Genomic DNA, 17,030 nt, shown 5'->3' with positions numbered 1-17,030 from the left:
CCTGGACGCGCCGGGAACCGAACGAGGTTCCCGGCGCGTTTCCCTTCCCATGATCAGGACCGCGAGACCCGCAGACCTCGATGACATCGCCGCCCTCCACACCCGGGCGCGCGCCACCTACTACCGGGGCCGCATCCCCGAACAGGCCTATGCCGGCGCGGCCGAACTCGCGCGGACCCGGGAGGGCTGGTCGCGCGCCGTGGCCCGCGCCGCCGCCGAAGGCGGGGTGCTGTGCGCGGAGGAGGACGGCGAGCTCACCGGGGTCGCCGCGTTTCGCACCGCCGACGGCGTGACCACGCTCACCCAGCTCCACGTCGACCCGGCCCACTGGCGCCGCGGCACCGGCGCCGCCCTGCACGCCGCCTGCCTGGCCGCCTGGCGGCGGGCCGGCGTCGACCGGGTCCGCCTGGAGGTCTACGAGCACAACCTGCGCGCCCAGGCCTTCTACGCCCGCCACGGTTGGCTCCCGGACCCCTCCGCGCCCCGCTCCGGCTCCCACCTCACGCTCTGGCTCAGGATCCCGCCTGCGTCCGGGGAATGAGACGCTCCGATAGGTGGTTGAACGTGAAACCGCCGCGGCCCTGCGTCGCGGCGGCGTCGTCGTCCACCGAACCCGGAGAGAAGAAGGAACATGCGCGTCGAGATCTGGAGCGACATCGCCTGCCCCTGGTGCTACATCGGCAAGGCCCGCTTCGCCAAGGGGCTGGCCGCGTTCGCGCACCGCGACGAGGTGGAGGTCGTCTTCCGCTCCTTCGAGCTCGACCCGAACAGCGCCAAGGGCGTCACCGCCCCGGTCCTGGAGATGCTCGCCAAGAAGTACGGCCGCACGCTCGACGAGGCGCGCGGCATGGAGGAGCACGTCGCGGCCGCGGCCCGCTCCGAGGGCCTGGACTACCGCACCGACGGCCGCGACCACGGCAACACCTTCGACATCCACCGGCTGCTGCACCTGGCCGCCGCCCGCGGCCGCCAGGAGGAGCTGCTCGACCTCGCGTTCCGCGCCAACTTCGCCGAGGAGCGGTCCGTCTTCGACCCCGAGGTGCTGCTCGCGCTCGCCGTCGAGGCCGGACTCGACGAGGCCGAGGCCCGCGCCGTCCTCGCCGACGACTCGGCGTACGCCGCGCAGGTACGGGCCGACGAGCGCGAGGCGGCCGAACTTGGCGCCAACGCCGTGCCGTTCTTCGTCCTCGACCGCCGCTACGGCATCTCCGGCGGCCAGCCGGCCGAGGTGTTCACCCGTGCCCTGGAACAGGCCTGGGCCGGCCGCGAGATCGAGGAACCGCAGCCCACGGCCGAGGCCTGCGACCCGGACGGCGCCTGCGCGGTCCCGCAGGCGTAGCGGGCCGGCGGGCCCGGGCGGCGGGCCCGTCCCGGTGCACCCGGGCCCGGCCCACCGGAGGGCGCAGCCGCGGCCGGGCGGGAGCCGCTGGGCCAGCCCGTCCTGCGCGGCCGGTTCGGCCCTCAGGCCTGCTGCACGGACGACTGCCAGGCCGATTCCGCGGCGGCGACGGCCTCGGCCGGCTCCGCCGACAGGGCTGCAGCCAGCGCCGTAAGGGCGGAGCGGACCGCGGCCTGCGAGGCGTCCGGGCCGTAGTGGTTGACCCGGACCATCTCCCCGGCCAGCGCGCCGCCGCCCGCCGCGAGCGGGGCCGACGGGTCGGCGGCCAGGGCCTTGGCCACCACCAACGAGGCGTCCGGCACGCGCAGCGTCGTGGCCACCGGCGCCGCCTCGGCGGGCCGCCCCACGTACGGGGCCAGGCCCAGCGCCACCGCGCCCGCCCGGGTCGCCGCCGCGGCGGCCGCGTGCCGGGCCGTCACCGCGTCCAGGCCCTCGGCCGCGATCCGGTCCAGGCACGCCTCGAGCGCGAGCATCTCCAGCTGCGCCGGGGCGTGCAGCAGCGACCGGCGCCCGCCGTCGATCCAGCGCTCCTTCCAGTCCAGCAGCGACAGGTACGAGCGGCGCGGCGCGGCCGGGTTCTTGGCGAACCGCTCCCACGCCCGCTCCGAGACCGACACCGCCGAGACCCCGGCCGGGCCGCCCATCGCCTTCTGCGCGCCGATCACGCACAGGTCGACGCCCCACGCGTCCGGGAGCAGCGGCTCCGCGGCCACCGACGCCACCGCGTCCAGCATGAACAGCGCCCCGTGGGCCCGTACCACCTCGCCGATCTCCGCGACCGGGTTCGTGTTGCCGGTCGCCGCCTCCGCGTGCACCAGCGACACGAAGTCGATCTCCGGGTGCTCCTCCAGTGCCCGGGCGACCGCCTCCGCGCCGACCGCGGTGTCGAAGGGCACCGCCAGGTCCACCACGCTCGCCCCGCAGTCGCGCAGCCAGTTGCCGAACGTGGTCCCGTACGGGCCGGTGACGACGTTCAGCGCGGTCGAGCCCGGCCGGGCCCCCGAGCGGATGCACCCCTCCAGCGGCAGCAGCGCCTCGCCCTGGGTGATCACCACGTCCTGCCGGGTACGCAGCAGGTCCGCGACCCCCTGCTCGATCGTCGCGAAGCGCTCCGCGGTGAGCGGCGGAAGGTCCAGCAGGGGGTGGGTCACGGGGGAGCTCTCTCTTCGTCCGGGGCTACCCGGAGAGCCTATCGAGCGCGCACGTACAGTGCGGGCATGACCGATGACGTGCTGCATGTGAAGGGACGTGTACTCGTCGGACCCGACGACGTGCGCGACGAGCTCTGGGTGGTCGGCGGCCGGATCTCCTACGAGCGCCCGACCGGCGCCCGCGAGACCACGACCGTGTCCGGTTGGGTCCTGCCCGGCCTGGTCGACGCCCACTGCCACGTGGGGCTGGACGCCCACGGCCCGGTCGACGCCGCGACCGCGGAGCGGCAGGCCCTCACCGACCGCGACGCCGGCACCCTGCTCATCCGCGACGCCGGGTCCCCCTCCGACACCCGCTGGATCGACGACCGCGAGGACCTCCCGAAGATCATCCGCGCGGGCCGGCACATCGCCCGCACCCGCCGCTACATCCGCAACTACGCCCACGAGATCGAGCCGGCCGACCTCGTCGCGTACGTCGGGCGGGAGGCGCAGCGCGGCGACGGCTGGGTGAAGCTGGTGGGGGACTGGATCGACCGCGACGCCGGCGACCTGACGGCCTGCTGGCCGCGCGCCGAGGTCGAGGCGGCCATCGCCGAGGCGCACCGGCTGGGCGCCCGCGTGACCGCGCACTGCTTCGCCGAGGACTCGCTGCGCGACCTGGTGGAGGCGGGCATCGACTGCATCGAGCACGCCACCGGGCTGACCGAGGACACCATCCCGCTGTTCGCGGAGCGCGGGGTCGCGATCGTCCCGACGCTGGTGAACATCGCGACGTTCCCGAAGCTCGCGGCGGGCGGCGAGACCAAGTTCCCGCGCTGGTCCGCGCACATGCGCCGGCTGCACGAGCGCCGCTACGACACCGTCCGGGCCGCCTGGGACGCGGGCATCGGCGTCTACGTCGGCACGGACGCGGGCGGCTCGCTGCCGCACGGCCTGGTCGCCGACGAGGTCGCGGAGCTGGTGCGGGCCGGGATCCCGCCGCTGGACGCCCTGTCGGCGACGACGTGGGCGGCGCGCGCGTGGCTGGGAAGGCCCGGTCTGACCGAGGGCGCCCCCGCGGACCTCGTCGTGTACGGCACCGACCCGCGGGCCGACGTACGGGCGCTGGCGCAGCCGCTGCGGGTGGTCGTGAACGGCACGGTCAGGGCGTGAGTGCACGTTGGCGGGCTGACGGGCTGACGGGCTGACGGGCTGACGGGTTGACGGGTTGACAGATCGGATTGACGCGGCGTGACGTGAAGGCGCCGACGGGCGTTGTGCATGCCCGATCGGCGCCTCCCATCCGCCCACTCCTGTGGCGAAAAAGAACTCCCGTGCCTCATGAGGCGTCAAGATTCGAACGTGTACATGGAAACCACCCGTTGGGATGAACTCACCTCAGGTGGCTGTCCGTTCACTCTCCGTGCGTAAAAAATTCCCCGGGTAACACGCCGTCGGCGCGCGATGTCCCCCATTGGCTGCGCGGCGGCTCCCAACTCCCCGGGGGTTCCACCACCTTGAACCGCAACACCTTCCGCATGCCCGCTGCCGCCCTGCTCGCCACGGGAGCGGTCGCGCTGCTCACCGCCCCGGCCGCCCACGCCACGGGCGCCGCCGGCACCGCTGCCGCGGGGGGCGAGGGCCGGTCCGGCGCCGTCGTCCTGCGCGCCGGACTGGACGTGGGCCTGCTCAACAAGGCCGTCCACATCCCGCTGAAGACCACCCTCAACGAGGTCAGCGCCCCGGCGACGGCCGAGAAGACCGCGCTGACGGTGGCCCTGGACGGGGTCGAGGGCGGGCAGCCGGTGAGCGTGCTGCGCGCCGACGTGGCCACCTCCAAGGCCACCGCCGACCGCAGCCGTGCCACGGCCGAGGCCAACCTCGCCCACGCCCGGGTGCACGTGCCGGGCCTGCCCGCGCTCTCCCTCGTCGAGGTGGAGAAGGTCACCTCCAAGGCCGTGTGCGAGGCGGGCAAGAAGCCGGTCGCCACCTCCGACGTGCTGGGCACGGTCACCGTCCTCGGCAAGAAGGTCACCCTCTCCGCGGGCGGCCCCACCACGGTCGACATCCCGAAGGTGGGCCGGGTCAGCCTGGAACTCTCCGGTACCCAGACCACCTCCACCACGGCCGCGGCGGCCGCGCTCCGGCTGAAGGTCTCCGTGAACCCGCTGGACCTGAACGTGGCGCAGGTCGAGGGCGAGGTCGTCCTCGCCGAGGCGCACTGCGAGTCCCCGGCCGGGCCGCCCGCCTCCCCGAACCCCGCCGCCGGGTCCGACATCAAGCCGCAGACGGGCGCCTCCGGGACCGGGGCCGTCCTCGCCCACGACGGCCCCGGCCTCGCCGAGACCGGCAGCGGTTCGCTCACCCCGTACGTCGCGGGCGGCGCCCTGGTCCTGCTCGGCCTCGGCGGGGGCGCACTCGTCGTGACCCGGCGCGGCCGGGCCTCGTAGCGGCCGGGGTCCTCACGGGGCCGGGCTCAGCGCGTGGCGTGCACCAGTCCCTGCTTGTCCGCGCCGCGCGACAGCACGGCCTCGGTGACCTGCTTGTCGACGGCGGCGTACTCGGTCCGCTTGGCGGAGCCGAGTCCGCCGTCCCCGGCCGCACAGGAGGTGCACACCACGCGGAACGGAGCGCCCCGGTCCGAGAACGAGGTCAGGTACTCGGCCTTGGACACCTCCCAGCGGCCCGGGTGCGCCGATGACGGGGTGAAGGTGAACCGCGGGATGGACGACATGTTGCCGCGCAGCTTCTCGGTCTCGTAGAAGCTCGCGATCTGGTCGCCCATGCCGAAGACCACCCACGTGCCGTTGATCTTCTCGTAGGGCTGCGGCACATGGTTGTGCGTACCGATGATGAGGTCGATGTCGGGCAGGCCGTCCGGGCCGCGGGAGGCGGTCAGCGCCTGCGCGAGGTCGCGCTGCTGCTGGTCGGGGGCCGTCTGCCACTCGGTGCCCCAGTGGACGCTCAGCACCACCACGTGCGCGCCGGCCGCGCGCGCCGCGCGGGCGTCGGCGATGATCCGGTTCTGGTCGATCAGGTTGACGGACCACGGCTTGCCGGACGGGAGCGGGATGCCGTTCGTGCCGTACGTGTAGTCCAGCTGGGCGACCTTCGCGCCGCCTGCGGACAGCACGGCCGGCGCCTTGGCCTCGTCGGCGCTGCGGGCCGAGCCGACGTGCTTCAGGCCGACCCGGTCGAGGTGGTCCAGGGTGCGGACGAGCCCGTCGTAGCCGTCGTCCAGGGTGTGGTTCGAGCCGGTCGAGCAGCTGTCGTAGCCGGCGTCCTTCAGGGCGTCGGCCAGCTGGTGCGGGGCCTTGAAGGCCGGGTACCCGGTGTAGGGGCCGCCGGGCCGGCCGTACGGTATCTCGTGGTGGCATATCGCCAGGTCGGCGGCGGCCACCAGGGGCTTGACGCCCGCGAGTATCTTCCGGAAGTCGTGGCTCTGGTCCGCGGAGCCGGAGCCCTTCGCGTCGTCCGCGGCCTGCTGGATGATCGACGGGTACGGGATGGTGTCGCCCGTCGCCAGGAGCGTGAACGGGCGGGCGCCCGCCGGGGCGGTGGGGCTCTCCTTGCCGGGCTTCTGCTTGGCGGCGAGCCGTTGGTCGGTGGTGGCGGTCGGGTGGGCGGTGGGGAGGGCGGCGTAGAGTGCGCCGCCGCCCGCCACCGCCAGGGCCGCTGCTGCCGCGGCTATCTTGGCGGTCTTCTTCATGGTGGTCCCCCCTGGGTGTGGTGCCGATGGGGGGATCATGGCGGAAGGGGGCGCGCGATGCCATTGGAGGCGGAGCCTCCGCTCGGCCTCACCGCAGGTCAGCGCCCTGCGGCCGCCCCCGCCGAGGCCCGGGCCCGGCCGGCCGGCCGCTGCCGCTGCCGCTGCCGCTGCCGCTGCGCGGAGTCGTTTCCCCACCCCGCCCCTTCCCGCTGTGCCGGATGTGCGGCTCCGCCGCGTGGCGGGCTCTGCCCGGACCCGGTTCCGTGCGCTTCGCGCCCGGTGCGCTCAAACGCCGCGCGGGCTGGATTTGCCGCGCAGCGGCAAAATTCAGCCCCTCCGGTGTTTGAGGCGCTGGGGGTCCCCCCAGCGGTAGCTGGGGGAGGGTCCGGGGGCGGAGCCCCCGGTTTCGGGAAGGGGCGGGGAGGGGACAGGCACCGCGCAGCGGGCCCCGCCCGCCCGGGCTAGCAGGCGGGGGATGAGCCCTTCTGGCCCGTGAGGTCGCGGTTGTACAGCCACCCGGTGGTGTTCGTGCCGTCCACCCGGACGTATGTCCACTGGTTGCCGTACTGGTTGACGACATAACAGTGGTACCAGAGCTTCGTGCCGTTCTTGACCAGCGCACCGGCGGCACACTGCTGGTACGGCGCCGCCAGCAGGTGGTGGTCGCCGGAGATGTAGCCGTACGTGCCCGGCTTCGGGTCCTTGTGCGTCCAGCCGGCGCAGCCCGTCGGTACGGGGCCCGGCGTGGCGGCGGCCGGGGAGGCCGAGGACGCCTTCGGGGAGGGCGATGCCGTGCCCGGCGTCTTCGAGGTGCTGGCGGACGGCTTGGCCCGGGACCCGGAGGGGGAAGGGCTCGGGCCGGAGGTCTGCGGTTCGGGGGCGGCCGTGGGCGCGGTCACCGACGCCTGGGGCTTGTCCCCGCCGCCCCCGCGGGTCACGGCGTACGCGGCCCCTCCCGCGGCGAGTACGGCGACCACCGCCACGGCGATCGCGACCCGGCCGCGGCGCCGCGACGGGGCGGCGGCAGGCGGTTGCTCCGACGGCCCGCCCTGCGGGGGGAATCCGGGGTAGGGAGCCGGAGCCGGAGCCGGAACGTGGGGCGGCGGGCCGAAGCCGGGCGGCGGCCCGGCGACGGGCCCGGCGGGAGTCACGGCGCCAGGCACCCCGGCGGCGACCGGCGCCGTAGGGGTGGGCGTGACGGCGACCGGAGCCGACGGCACAGGCGGCGTGACGGCGGCGCCGGAGGCCACCCGTTCCAGCATCGCGCGCGCCTGCTCGGCGGTGGGCCGCCGCTCCGGCTCCTTCGCCATCAGCGCGGCCAGCACCGGCCCGAGCGCCCCCGCCCGCCGGGGCGCGGGCAGCGGTTCGGCGATGATGGCGGACAGCGTCGACCACACGGAGGTCCGGCGGAACGGCGAGACGCCCTCCACCGCCGCGTACAGGGTCATCCCCAGGGACCAGATGTCCGAGGCGGGCCCGGGCTCCAGGCCCTGGGCGCGCTCCGGCGGCAGGTAGTCGAGCGAGCCGACGATCTGGCCGCTGCGGGTCAGCTTCGCCAGCTCCTCCTCCTCGTCGCCGGAGGCCTGCATGCTGGCGATGCCGAAGTCGGTGAGCACGACCCGGCCCCCGCGCTCCAGCAGCACGTTCCCCGGCTTCACGTCCCGGTGCAGGACACCGGCCCGGTGCGCGGCGTCGAGCGCGTCCATCAGCTTGGCGCCGAGGGCGGCGGCCTCGGACGGGTCCAGCGCGCCCCGCTCGGCCACGACGCGGTCGAGCGAGGGTCCGTCGACGAGCTCCATCACGATGACCGGCAGGCCCTGCTCCTCGGTCACGTCGTGCACGGTGACCACGCCGGCGTGCCGGATGCGCGCGGCGGCCTGTGCCTCGCGCTGCATCCGGGTCCGCAGGTCGGCCCGTTCGGCGGCGCCGGCGTCGGTGTAGGCGCGCAGCAGTTTGACGGCGACCTCCCGGTTCAGCACCTCGTCGACCGCCCGGGCGACCACGCCCATGCCGCCGCGGCCGACCACCTCGGTGACCCGGTAGCGCCCCCCGAGTGCCCTGCCGACCAGGTCTCCGTCGTTCGCCTGCTCCGATGGCACCGGCACCGCCCGCTCCGTTCCTTCACGGCCGTTCGTCGACGGCCTGCCGCTGCCCAAGGGTAAGGGCATGGTCACGACAGGCTTTCACCCGCCCCTGACGGTTCCTCAGCGTCCCCTCCCGCCGCGGTACTAGCGCGCGGTGAGGGCCAGGGCGTGGTCCAGGGCCTGGAGGAGGCGGCCCGTGGTGGTGCGGTCACGGACGGCCAGGCGGAGCCAGGAGTCGTCCAGGCCGGGGAAGGTGTCCCCGCGGCGGACCGCGAACCCGAGGTTCCGCAGGTGGGTTCGGATCGCCGCTGCGTTGTCGATGCGGATCAGGACGAAGGGGGCCTCGGCCGGGCCCGTCACCGAGATCTCCTCGAACTCGGCCAGGCCCGCGAGGAGGTGTTCGCGGTCCACCGCGATCTGCCGCGCCGCGGCCTCCGCCTCCGCCAGCGCCGCGGGCGCGACGCACGCCTCCGCCGCCACCAACGCCGGCGTGGACACCGGCCACAGCGGCTGCGCCGCCTCCAGCTTCGCGATGACCTCCGGTTCTGCGAGCACGTAGCCGATCCGCAGCCCTGCCAGCCCCCACGTCTTCGTCAGGCTCCGCAGCACCACCAGCCCCGGGATGTCGGTCCGCCCGGCCAGCGCCTCCCGTTCGCCCGGGACGGCGTCCATGAAGGCCTCGTCCACGACCAGGATCCGGCCCGGGCGGGCGAGCGCGGCCAGCGTCGCCGCCGGGTGCAGGACGGACGTCGGGTTGGTGGGGTTGCCGACCACCACCAGGTCCGCCTCCTCCGGCACGGCCGCCGGGTCCAGCCGGAACCCGTCCGCCGCCCGCAGCACCACCCGCTCCACCCGGTGCCCCGCGTCCCGCAGCGCGGCCTCCGGCTCGGTGAACTGCGGGTGCACCACCGCCGGCCGCTGCGCGCCCAGGGCCCGCGCGATCAGCACGAACGCCTCCGCCGCCCCGGCCGTCAACAGCACCCGCTCGGCCGGCAGCCCGTGCCGATCCGCCACCGCCGCGCGAGCCGCGCGCCCGTCGGGGTATGCCGAGAGCACGTCGAGCGAAGCCGCGATGCGCTGCTTGAGCCAGTCCGGGGGCGTGTGCGCCCGTACGTTGACCGCGAGGTCGACCAGTGTCCCGCCGTCGCCCCGCACCTCCGCGTCGCCGTGGTGGCGCAGGTCGTGCGGCTGCGCCGTCGCCACCGCGCAGGTGGCCGCGACCGACCGCCGCTTCGGTACGAGGAGTTCGCCGCCGGTGGCGAGCGCCGCGGCCTCCGCGACCGAGGAGGTGCCGGCGGCCTGCCGGGCCGCCTCGGAGGGGTGCGGCACCTCGATGCCGGCCAGCCGGTCGGCGGGGTAGCTGAGCAGGGGCACGCCGAAACGTTCCGCCGCGCCGGCGATCCCCGCCTCGCAGGCCTTCGACTCCACCGTGGCCAGCGCCTTCACCGCGCCCGCGGCCAGTCCGGCCCCGCGCAGCGTCTCCTCGACCAGGGCGCAGACCTCCGCCACGGACACCCCGGCCCGTCCGCCCACCCCGACCACCAGCCGGGTCGCGTAGGCATCCGTGGGCGTCGCGCAGGGCTGCGTCGCGTGGTCGTCCGCCGGGTTCATGGCCCCTCCGTAGTCGTCAATCGTGCGTGCGCCGCCGCCCGCGCGCACACGTGCATGCGCGGCCGACAGTCGGTATTCAGGGGCACATGGCCGTGATCGTGGCGCTGGGCGCGTTCCTGATGACCCTGGCGGGCGGGTGGACGGCGCAGCGCGTCACAGACCGCCGCCACCTGGTGCTGGGCCTGGCCGGCGGCCTGATGCTCGGCGTGGTGGGCCTCGACCTGCTGCCGGAGTCGCTGCGGGCGGCGGGCCGCCCGGTGTTCGGGGTGCCGCTCGCCCTGCTGCTGTTCGTGGCCGGGTTCCTCGTCGCGCACGTCGCCGAGCGCCTGCTCGCCGTACGCCAGGCCGCGCACGGCGCCGAGAACGGCGGCGGGAACGGGGCCGTGAACGGCGGCCGCGTCCCCCGGATCGGGCTGGCCGCGGCCGCGGCGATGGTCGGCCACAGCGTCGCCGACGGCGTCGCGCTGGGCGCGGCGTTCCAGGTGGGCGGCGGGATGGGGCTGACCGTGGCGCTGGCCGTGGTCACGCACGACTTCGCCGACGGGTTCAACACGTACACGCTCACCCGCCTGTACGGCAACGCCCGCCGGCGGGCGCTGTGGATGCTGTTCGCGGACGCCGTCGCCCCGGTGGTGGGCGCGGCCTCCACGACGCTGTTCACCCTTCCGGAGGAACCGCTCGGGGCGTACCTCGGGTTCTTCGGCGGGGTCCTGCTGTACCTGGCGGCCGCCGAGATCCTGCCCGAGGCGCACCACCGGCACCCCGCCCTGTCCACGCTGATGTGCACGGTGGGCGGGGTGGCCGGGATCTGGCTCGTGGTGGGCCTCGCGGACTGAGGGCGCCGGAGCCCGGGCTGCCGGAGCCCAGGCCGGCGGAGCCCAGGCATCCGGTACGGGCGTCAGCGGAGTCGGCGTCACCGGTGCGCCGCCGCCGCTGCCGCGAAGCGCCGGGCCACGGAGGGTTCCGCCGCCCAGTGCGTGTGCAGGTAGCTGGCGTGCACACCCTGCCGGACGAAGCCCTCGACGCGCCGCTCGGGGTGCGTGAACCCCCAGGCGGGGGTGGCGCCGGCGCCCGGCTCGACCACCGTCCGGTGGAACTCGTGCCCGCGCAGCCGGGTTCCGGCCGCGGCGAGGGAGCTGTCCGACACCGCGACGGCCTCGCGGTAGCCGAGGGTCAGGCGCTGCGACATCCGGGCGTCCGCGTCCAGCACCCCGCACATGGGCTTGCCGTCGAGCGAGCGCGCGAGGTACAGCAGCCCGGCGCATTCGGCGGCCACCGGCCCGCCCGCCGCGGCGAAGTCCGCGACGGCCTTGCGCAGCGGCTCGTTGGCGGACAGCTCCGGGGCGTACACCTCGGGGAAGCCGCCGCCGATGACCAGGCCGGCCGTGCCCTCGGGCAGGGCCTCGTCCCGCAGCGGGTCGAAGGGGACGACGTCGGCTCCGGCGGCGGTGAGCAGCTCCGCGTGCTCGGCGTACGAGAACGTGAACGCGGCCCCGCCTGCGACGGCCACGACGGGCCGGCCGGCGGCCGACGCGGCGGCAGCGGCGGCGGCCGGCCCGGCATCCCGGCCCGGAAGTACCGCATCCGCCCACTCCCGCGCATCCGCCAGCGCCTGCTCCGCCGACCAGACCGCACAGTCCAGCGGCGGCGCCGACCGGGCCAGCGCCAGCAGCGCCTCCAGGTCACAGCCGGCCCGGACCTGCTCGGCCAGCGCCGCGACGGAGGCCACCGCGTCCGCCCGCCGCTCCGCCACCGGGACCAGGCCCAGGTGCCGCGACGGCGCCTCCACCTGCGGGACGCGGCGCAGGACGCCGAGGACCGGCATCCCGGCCTCCTCCAGCGCCTCCCGCAGCATCGCCTCGTGCCGGTCCGAGCCGACCTTGTTCAGGATCACGCCGCCGAGGCGCACCTGCGGGTCGAACGACGCGAAGCCGTGCACCAGCGCCGCCACCGACCGGGACTGCGAGGAGGCGTCCACGACGAGCACCACCGGCGCCCGCAGCAGTTTCGCGACCTGCGCGGTCGACGCCAGCTCACCGCGGCCCGCGGCCCCGTCGTACAGGCCCATCACGCCCTCGACGACGGCGAGGTCGCAACCGGCCGCCCCGTGCGCGAACAGCGGCCCGACCAGCTCCGGCCCGCACATGAACGCGTCCAGGTTCCGTCCGGGCCGACCCGTCGCCAGCGCGTGGTAGCCGGGGTCGATGTAGTCGGGCCCGGCCTTGTGCGGGGACACGGCCAGGCCGCGCCCCGCGAAGGCCGCCATCAGGCCCGTCGCGACGGTGGTCTTGCCGCTGCCGGAGGAGGGCGCGGCGATCACCAGGCGCGGCACGGCGAGCGGGTGCGGCGTGGACTTCACCACTCGATGCCCTTCTGGCCCTTCTGGCCGGCGTCCATGGGGTGCTTGACCTTCGTCATCTCGGTGACGAGGTCCGCGAACTCCACCAGCTTCTCCGGCGCGTTGCGGCCCGTGATCACCACGTGCTGGGTGCCGGGGCGGTTGCGGAGCACCTCGATGACCTCGTCGACGTCGATCCAGCCCCAGTGCATCGGGTACGCGAACTCGTCCAGCACGTACAGCCGGTGCGTCTCGGCGGCCAGGTCGCGCTTGACCTGCTCCCAGCCCTCCTTGGCGGCCTGCTCGTTGTCGAGCTGCGCGTCGCGCTGGACCCAGGACCAGCCCTCGCCCATCTTGTGCCAGACGACCGGGCCGCCCTCGCCGGAGGCGCCCAGCACCTTCAGGGCGTTCTCCTCGCCGACCTTCCACTTCGCCGACTTGACGAACTGGAACACCCCGATCGGCCAGCCCTGGTTCCAGGCGCGCAGCGCCAGGCCGAACGCGGCCGTCGACTTGCCCTTGCCCGGCCCCGTGTGGACGAAGACGAGCGGGCGGTTGCGGCGCTGGCGGGTGGTGAGTCCGTCGTCGGGAACGACGGTCGGCTTTCCCTGCGGCATTACGCGGCCCTCCTGGGGGTGTGCGGTGAGGGTGACGCCGGGGACGCCACCGAGGTACGTACGTTCTTCACGAGCCCGGCGAGCGCATCCGCCCGGAGCCCGTCGAGCGTGACCGCCGGGCCGCCGAGGTCGGCGGCCAGCCGCCCGGCCAGGCCGAGGCGGACCGGGCCGGACTCGCAGTCCACGACCACCGAGGCGACGCCTCCGGCCGCCAGCAGCCGGGCGCTGCGCGCCGCGAGCTCGCGGGCGTCGCCGCCGGGGCTGCCGGAGGCGGAGCCGGAGCCGGAGCCCGAGCCGGAGCCGAGGCCGCCGGCCGAGGTGGCGCGGCCGTCGGTGACGACCACGAGCAGCGGCCGGCGGCTCGGGTCCCGCAGCCGCTCGATCCGCAGCACCTCGTGGGCCTTGAGCAGACCCGCGGCGAGCGGGGTGCGGCCGCCGGTCGGCAGCCGCTCCAGCCGGGCCGCGGCCGCGTCCACCGAGGAGGTGGGCGGCAGCGCGAGTTCGGCGCCGGAGCCGCGGAAGGTGATCAGGCCGACCTTGTCGCGGCGCTGGTAGGCGTCCAGCAGCAGCGACAGGACCGCCCCCTTGACCGCACCCATGCGCTGGCGCGCGGCCATCGAGCCGGAGGCGTCGACCACGAAGAGGACGAGGTTGCCCTCGCGGCCCTCCCGGGTGGCCTGGCGCAGGTCGTCCTTGCGGACCACCAGGCCGCGGCCGGTGCGGCCGCGCGCCTTCTGGTGCGGGGCGGCCGCCTGCACGGTCGCCGCCAGGTGCAGCTTCGTCAGCTGGCCGCGGGGGCGCTGGGCGCCGGTGGTGCGGCCGTGCGCGGTGCGGGCGCGGGAGCGGCGGCCCGCCGCGCCCTCGCCGAGTCCCGGCACGCTGAGCATCTTCGTCCGGAACGGCTCCGCGGCCCGTACGGGGGCCTGCTCGGGCGCGCCGGCGCCCTGGCCGGCGGGCTGCGGGGCCTCGGCGGGCTGGGGCTCCTCCGGCTGGAGTTCCCCGGGTTCGGGAGCCTCTGGTGCCCGGTCCTCCTCGGGGCTGGCGCCCTGCGGGGGAACCCCGCCGCCGTCCCCGTCGGGCCCGTCGTCGCCGGGGCCGCCGTCGTCCGGACCCTCCGGCTCCGGGCCCGGGTCGGGCTCCGGCTCGTCGTCGGGGAAGCCGTCGAGGATCTCGTCGAGCTTGTCCTCGTCGAGGCCCGGCGCATCGAAGGGGTTGCGCCGGCGCCGGTGGGGGAGCGCCAGCAGCGCGGCCTGGCGCACGTCCTCCTTGCGCACGGAGGTCCGCCCGGCCCAGGCGGCCAGCGCGGTCGCGGTGCGGGCCATCACGATGTCGGCGCGCATGCCGTCCACCTCGAAGCCGGCGCAGGTCGCCGCGATCTGCAGCAGGGCGGTGTCGCCCAGGCGGACCTGCGGCAGCAGGGCCCGGGCGGCCACGACGCGGGCCCGGACCTCGGCCTCGTCGCCGGCCCAGCGGCTCGCGAAGCCGGCCGGGTCGTCCTCGTACGCGAGGCGGCGGCGCACCACCTCGACGCGCTGCTCCGGCTCGCGGGAGGCCGCGACCTCCACGGTCAGCCCGAACCGGTCGAGCAGCTGCGGGCGCAGCTCGCCCTCCTCGGGGTTCATGGTGCCGACGAGCAGGAAGCGGGCGGCGTGCCGCACCGAGACGCCCTCGCGCTCCACGTACGAGGCGCCCATCGCGGCCGCGTCCAGCAGGAGGTCGATGAGGTGGTCGTGGAGGAGGTTGACCTCGTCGACGTAGAGGATGCCGCGGTGCGCGTCGGCGAGCAGGCCCGGCTCGAAGGCCTTCACGCCGTCCGCCAGGGCCCGCTCGATGTCGAGTGCGCCGACGAGGCGGTCCTCCGAGGCGCCGACGGGCAGTTCGACCATGCGGGCGGGGCGCGCGGTCCCGGGGCCCGGCTCGTGCGGGCCGTCCGGGCAGGCCGGATCCGGGGCGGCGGGCGCACAGCTGAACCGGCAGCCGGGGACGACGTCGACCTGCGGGAGCAGGGCGGAGAGTGCGCGCACGGCGGTGGACTTGGCGGTCCCCTTCTCGCCGCGTACGAGCACGCCGCCGACCGCCGGGCTCACGGCGTTGAGAAGCAGGGCCAGGCGCAGGTCGTCCTGACCGACCACGGCTGTGAAAGGGAAGGGGGCGCTGCTCATGTACCGATCGCTCCTTCGAGTGGCTTGTGTCGACGCGCCCGCCGACGCGCTCCCATGGTGCGGGAGTTGGAGAGTGCTCCCCGCTCGCGCGGGGGTGGTCCCGGGTGGGGCGGCGTGCCCGTGCGTTGCCCGCCTCCGTGCTCCCCGCGCATGCGGGGGTCGGCGTACGCGGGGGCGCGGGTGCCGCTGCGCGGAGCTTCTCCCCGCCCCGCCCTTCCCCCGTTCCCCGGGGCTCCGCCCCGGGGAACGCGCCTCAAACGCCGGCGGGGCTGGTTGTGCCGGGCGTGCGCCGTTTGCGTGCCCGGGCGCGGAGCGTGCGAATCGGGAACCTTCAGCCCGCGCGGCGTTTGAGCGCAGTGGCGGGGGCCGGGGGCGCAGGTCCCGGTTTCGGGAAGGGGCGGGGTGGGGCCGGCTGCCCGCAGGGCGGCCCTCACGGGGCACCCGGGGGCAGGAACGGCAGCCCGGTGGGGGCGCCCTTTTCGATCAGGCGGAGCAGCGCCGCGGTGTCCGCATGCTCCTCGATCAGGTCGCCCAGGACGTCCAGCTGCTCCTCCCGCAGGGCGGAGAACGAGGTGTCGGGCGACGGGACGAACCGCCGCCCCGCGCCCCGCGCCACCTCCCGCAGGAACGCGCGGCGGAACCCGTCCGACTCCAGGGAGCCGTGCCAGTGCGTGCCCCAGACGGAGCCGACCCGGCAGCCGTCCAGGAAGGGGTCGCCGCCCAGGACCTCCGCCACGCCGTGGTGGATCTCGTACCCGGCGACCGGCTCGCCGAGCGCGGATCCGGTCGGCCGGGCCAGCGTCTTCAACCGGTCGAAGCGGATCCGCACCGGCAGCAGGCCGAGCCCGTCCACCACGCCCGCCTTCGACTCGACCTCGTCCTCGATCCGCTCGCCCAGCGCCTGGAACCCGCCGCAGATCCCCAGGACCGGTCGCCCCTCCGCGGCCCGCCGGGCCAGCGCGTCCGCCAGGCCCCGCTCGCGCAGCCACTCCAGGGCCTTCACCGTGCCGCGGGTCCCCGGCACCACCGCCAGGTCGGCGTCCGCCAGCTCCTCGGGCCGGTCCACGAACCGCACGATCACGCCCGGCTCCGCCGCCAGCGCATCCACATCGGTGAAGTTCGACATCAGCGGCACCGCGCACACCGCGACCCGCAGCACGTCCTCGCCGAGCGGCGGCGCCACCACCGACTCGCGCACCGCGCCCCGCAGGGAGACCCGCAGGCCGTCCTCCTCGTCGATGCCCAGCCCGTGCCGGTAGGGCAGCACCCCGTACGTGGCCCGGCCGGTCAGCGACCGCAGCATCTCCATGCCCGGCTCCAGCAGGGAGACGTCCCCGCGGAACTTGTTCACCAGGTAGCCGGCGATCAGCGACTGGTCCTCGGGCGACAGCAGCGCCGTCGTCCCGAAGAACGAGGCGAAGACGCCGCCGCGGTCGATGTCGCCGACCACGACCACCGGGAACCGCGCGGCCCGCGCGATGCCCATGTTCACGATGTCGGTCCGGCGCAGGTTGATCTCGGCCGGACTGCCCGCCCCCTCGCAGATCACGGCGTCATACGTGCCCCGCAGCTGCTCCAGACAGTCCGTGACGACGCCGAGCAGCTGCTCCTGCCGTCCGCCGTGGTAGCCGCGGGCGCTCATCTCGCCCACCGGCTTGCCCAGCAGCACCACCTGGCTGCTGCGGTCACTGCCGGGCTTGAGCAGGACCGGGTTCATCAGCGCGGTCGGCTCCACGCCGGCGGCCTGGGCCTGCATGGCCTGTGCCCGCCCGATCTCGGCGCCCTCGCGCGTCACGAACGAGTTGAGGGACATGTTCTGCGCCTTGAACGGCGCCACCTTCACGCCCTGGCGGGCCAGCCACCGGCAGATGCCGGCCGTGACCACGCTCTTGCCGGCGTCCGAGGTCGTGCCCGCGACGAGGAGTCCCCCCGCGAGTCCGCCCGTCTGCCTCCCGCGCATACCGCTACCGCCCCCGC

At 75.5% G+C, this 17,030-nt stretch carries 13 protein-coding genes; 5 read left to right on the top strand and 8 right to left on the bottom strand.

Features of this window, described 5'->3' with window-relative positions:
• The first annotated feature begins 49 nt into the window (after positions 1-49).
• Positions 50-541, top strand: a complete 492-nt coding sequence (locus AB0F11_RS11770; RefSeq protein ID WP_362171028.1) for a GNAT family N-acetyltransferase — start codon at positions 50-52, stop codon at positions 539-541.
• A 90-nt stretch (positions 542-631) separates the two neighbouring features.
• A complete protein-coding gene (locus AB0F11_RS11765; protein ID WP_362171025.1) occupies positions 632-1,339 on the top strand; it encodes a DsbA family oxidoreductase in 708 nt (235 codons plus the stop codon).
• A 122-nt stretch (positions 1,340-1,461) separates the two neighbouring features.
• Here AB0F11_RS11765 and AB0F11_RS11760 read toward each other — a convergent pair whose 3' ends face one another.
• The gene (locus AB0F11_RS11760; RefSeq protein ID WP_362171022.1) at positions 1,462-2,550 is read right to left on the bottom strand and encodes an aminotransferase class V-fold PLP-dependent enzyme; all 1,089 of its coding nucleotides are present in this window, start codon (positions 2,548-2,550) and stop codon (positions 1,462-1,464) included.
• A gap of 66 nt (positions 2,551-2,616) precedes the next feature.
• On the opposite strand from AB0F11_RS11760, the gene AB0F11_RS11755 reads away from it, so the two are divergent.
• On the top strand, positions 2,617-3,705 hold the full coding sequence (locus AB0F11_RS11755; RefSeq protein WP_361902308.1) for an amidohydrolase family protein: 1,089 nt from the start codon (positions 2,617-2,619) through the stop codon (positions 3,703-3,705).
• A gap of 344 nt (positions 3,706-4,049) precedes the next feature.
• On the top strand, positions 4,050-4,982 hold the full coding sequence (locus AB0F11_RS11750; RefSeq protein WP_362171018.1) for an SCO1860 family LAETG-anchored protein: 933 nt from the start codon (positions 4,050-4,052) through the stop codon (positions 4,980-4,982).
• Between the two features lie 26 nt (positions 4,983-5,008).
• On the opposite strand, the gene AB0F11_RS11745 is transcribed toward AB0F11_RS11750, so the two are convergent.
• The 3 genes from AB0F11_RS11745 to cobC form a co-directional block, all read right to left on the bottom strand.
• Positions 5,009-6,241, bottom strand: a complete 1,233-nt coding sequence (locus tag AB0F11_RS11745; protein WP_362171015.1) for a CapA family protein — start codon at positions 6,239-6,241, stop codon at positions 5,009-5,011.
• Positions 6,242-6,702: 461 nt separating this feature from the next.
• Positions 6,703-8,340 carry a protein kinase gene (locus AB0F11_RS11740; protein ID WP_362171206.1) on the bottom strand — a complete coding sequence of 546 codons (1,638 nt, stop codon included), beginning with the start codon at positions 8,338-8,340 and terminating at the stop codon, positions 6,703-6,705.
• Between the two features lie 129 nt (positions 8,341-8,469).
• The gene (gene cobC / locus AB0F11_RS11735; protein ID WP_362171012.1) at positions 8,470-9,936 is read right to left on the bottom strand and encodes an Rv2231c family pyridoxal phosphate-dependent protein CobC; all 1,467 of its coding nucleotides are present in this window, start codon (positions 9,934-9,936) and stop codon (positions 8,470-8,472) included.
• Between the two features lie 86 nt (positions 9,937-10,022).
• Here cobC and AB0F11_RS11730 point away from each other — a divergent pair, with 86 nt between their 5' ends.
• Positions 10,023-10,772 carry a ZIP family metal transporter gene (locus AB0F11_RS11730; RefSeq protein ID WP_362171009.1) on the top strand — a complete coding sequence of 250 codons (750 nt, stop codon included), beginning with the start codon at positions 10,023-10,025 and terminating at the stop codon, positions 10,770-10,772.
• 77 nt (positions 10,773-10,849) lie between these two features.
• Here the strand turns inward: AB0F11_RS11730 and AB0F11_RS11725 are convergent, their stop codons facing one another.
• The 4 genes from AB0F11_RS11725 to AB0F11_RS11710 all read right to left on the bottom strand — a co-directional run bounded on the left by AB0F11_RS11725 (position 10,850) and on the right by AB0F11_RS11710 (position 17,013).
• Positions 10,850-12,298: a cobyrinate a,c-diamide synthase gene (locus AB0F11_RS11725; protein WP_362171006.1), complete on the bottom strand. Its 1,449-nt coding sequence runs from the start codon at positions 12,296-12,298 to the stop codon at positions 10,850-10,852.
• Positions 12,292-12,891: a cob(I)yrinic acid a,c-diamide adenosyltransferase gene (gene cobO / locus AB0F11_RS11720; protein ID WP_362171003.1), complete on the bottom strand. Its 600-nt coding sequence runs from the start codon at positions 12,889-12,891 to the stop codon at positions 12,292-12,294. The genes AB0F11_RS11725 and cobO overlap by 7 nt, the downstream gene beginning before the upstream one ends.
• Positions 12,891-15,053: a putative cobaltochelatase gene (locus tag AB0F11_RS11715; RefSeq protein WP_362171000.1), complete on the bottom strand. Its 2,163-nt coding sequence runs from the start codon at positions 15,051-15,053 to the stop codon at positions 12,891-12,893. The genes cobO and AB0F11_RS11715 overlap by 1 nt, the downstream gene beginning before the upstream one ends.
• Before the next feature lie 430 nt (positions 15,054-15,483).
• The gene (locus AB0F11_RS11710) at positions 15,484-17,013 is read right to left on the bottom strand and encodes a cobyric acid synthase (protein ID WP_362170997.1); all 1,530 of its coding nucleotides are present in this window, start codon (positions 17,011-17,013) and stop codon (positions 15,484-15,486) included.
• Positions 17,014-17,030 lie beyond the last annotated feature (17 nt).

It is taken from the genome of Streptomyces sp. NPDC032472, from assembly GCF_040636955.1.
Taxonomy (GTDB): Bacteria; Actinomycetota; Actinomycetes; order Streptomycetales; family Streptomycetaceae; genus Streptomyces.
This window is presented reverse-complemented; position numbering and strand designations above follow the sequence as displayed.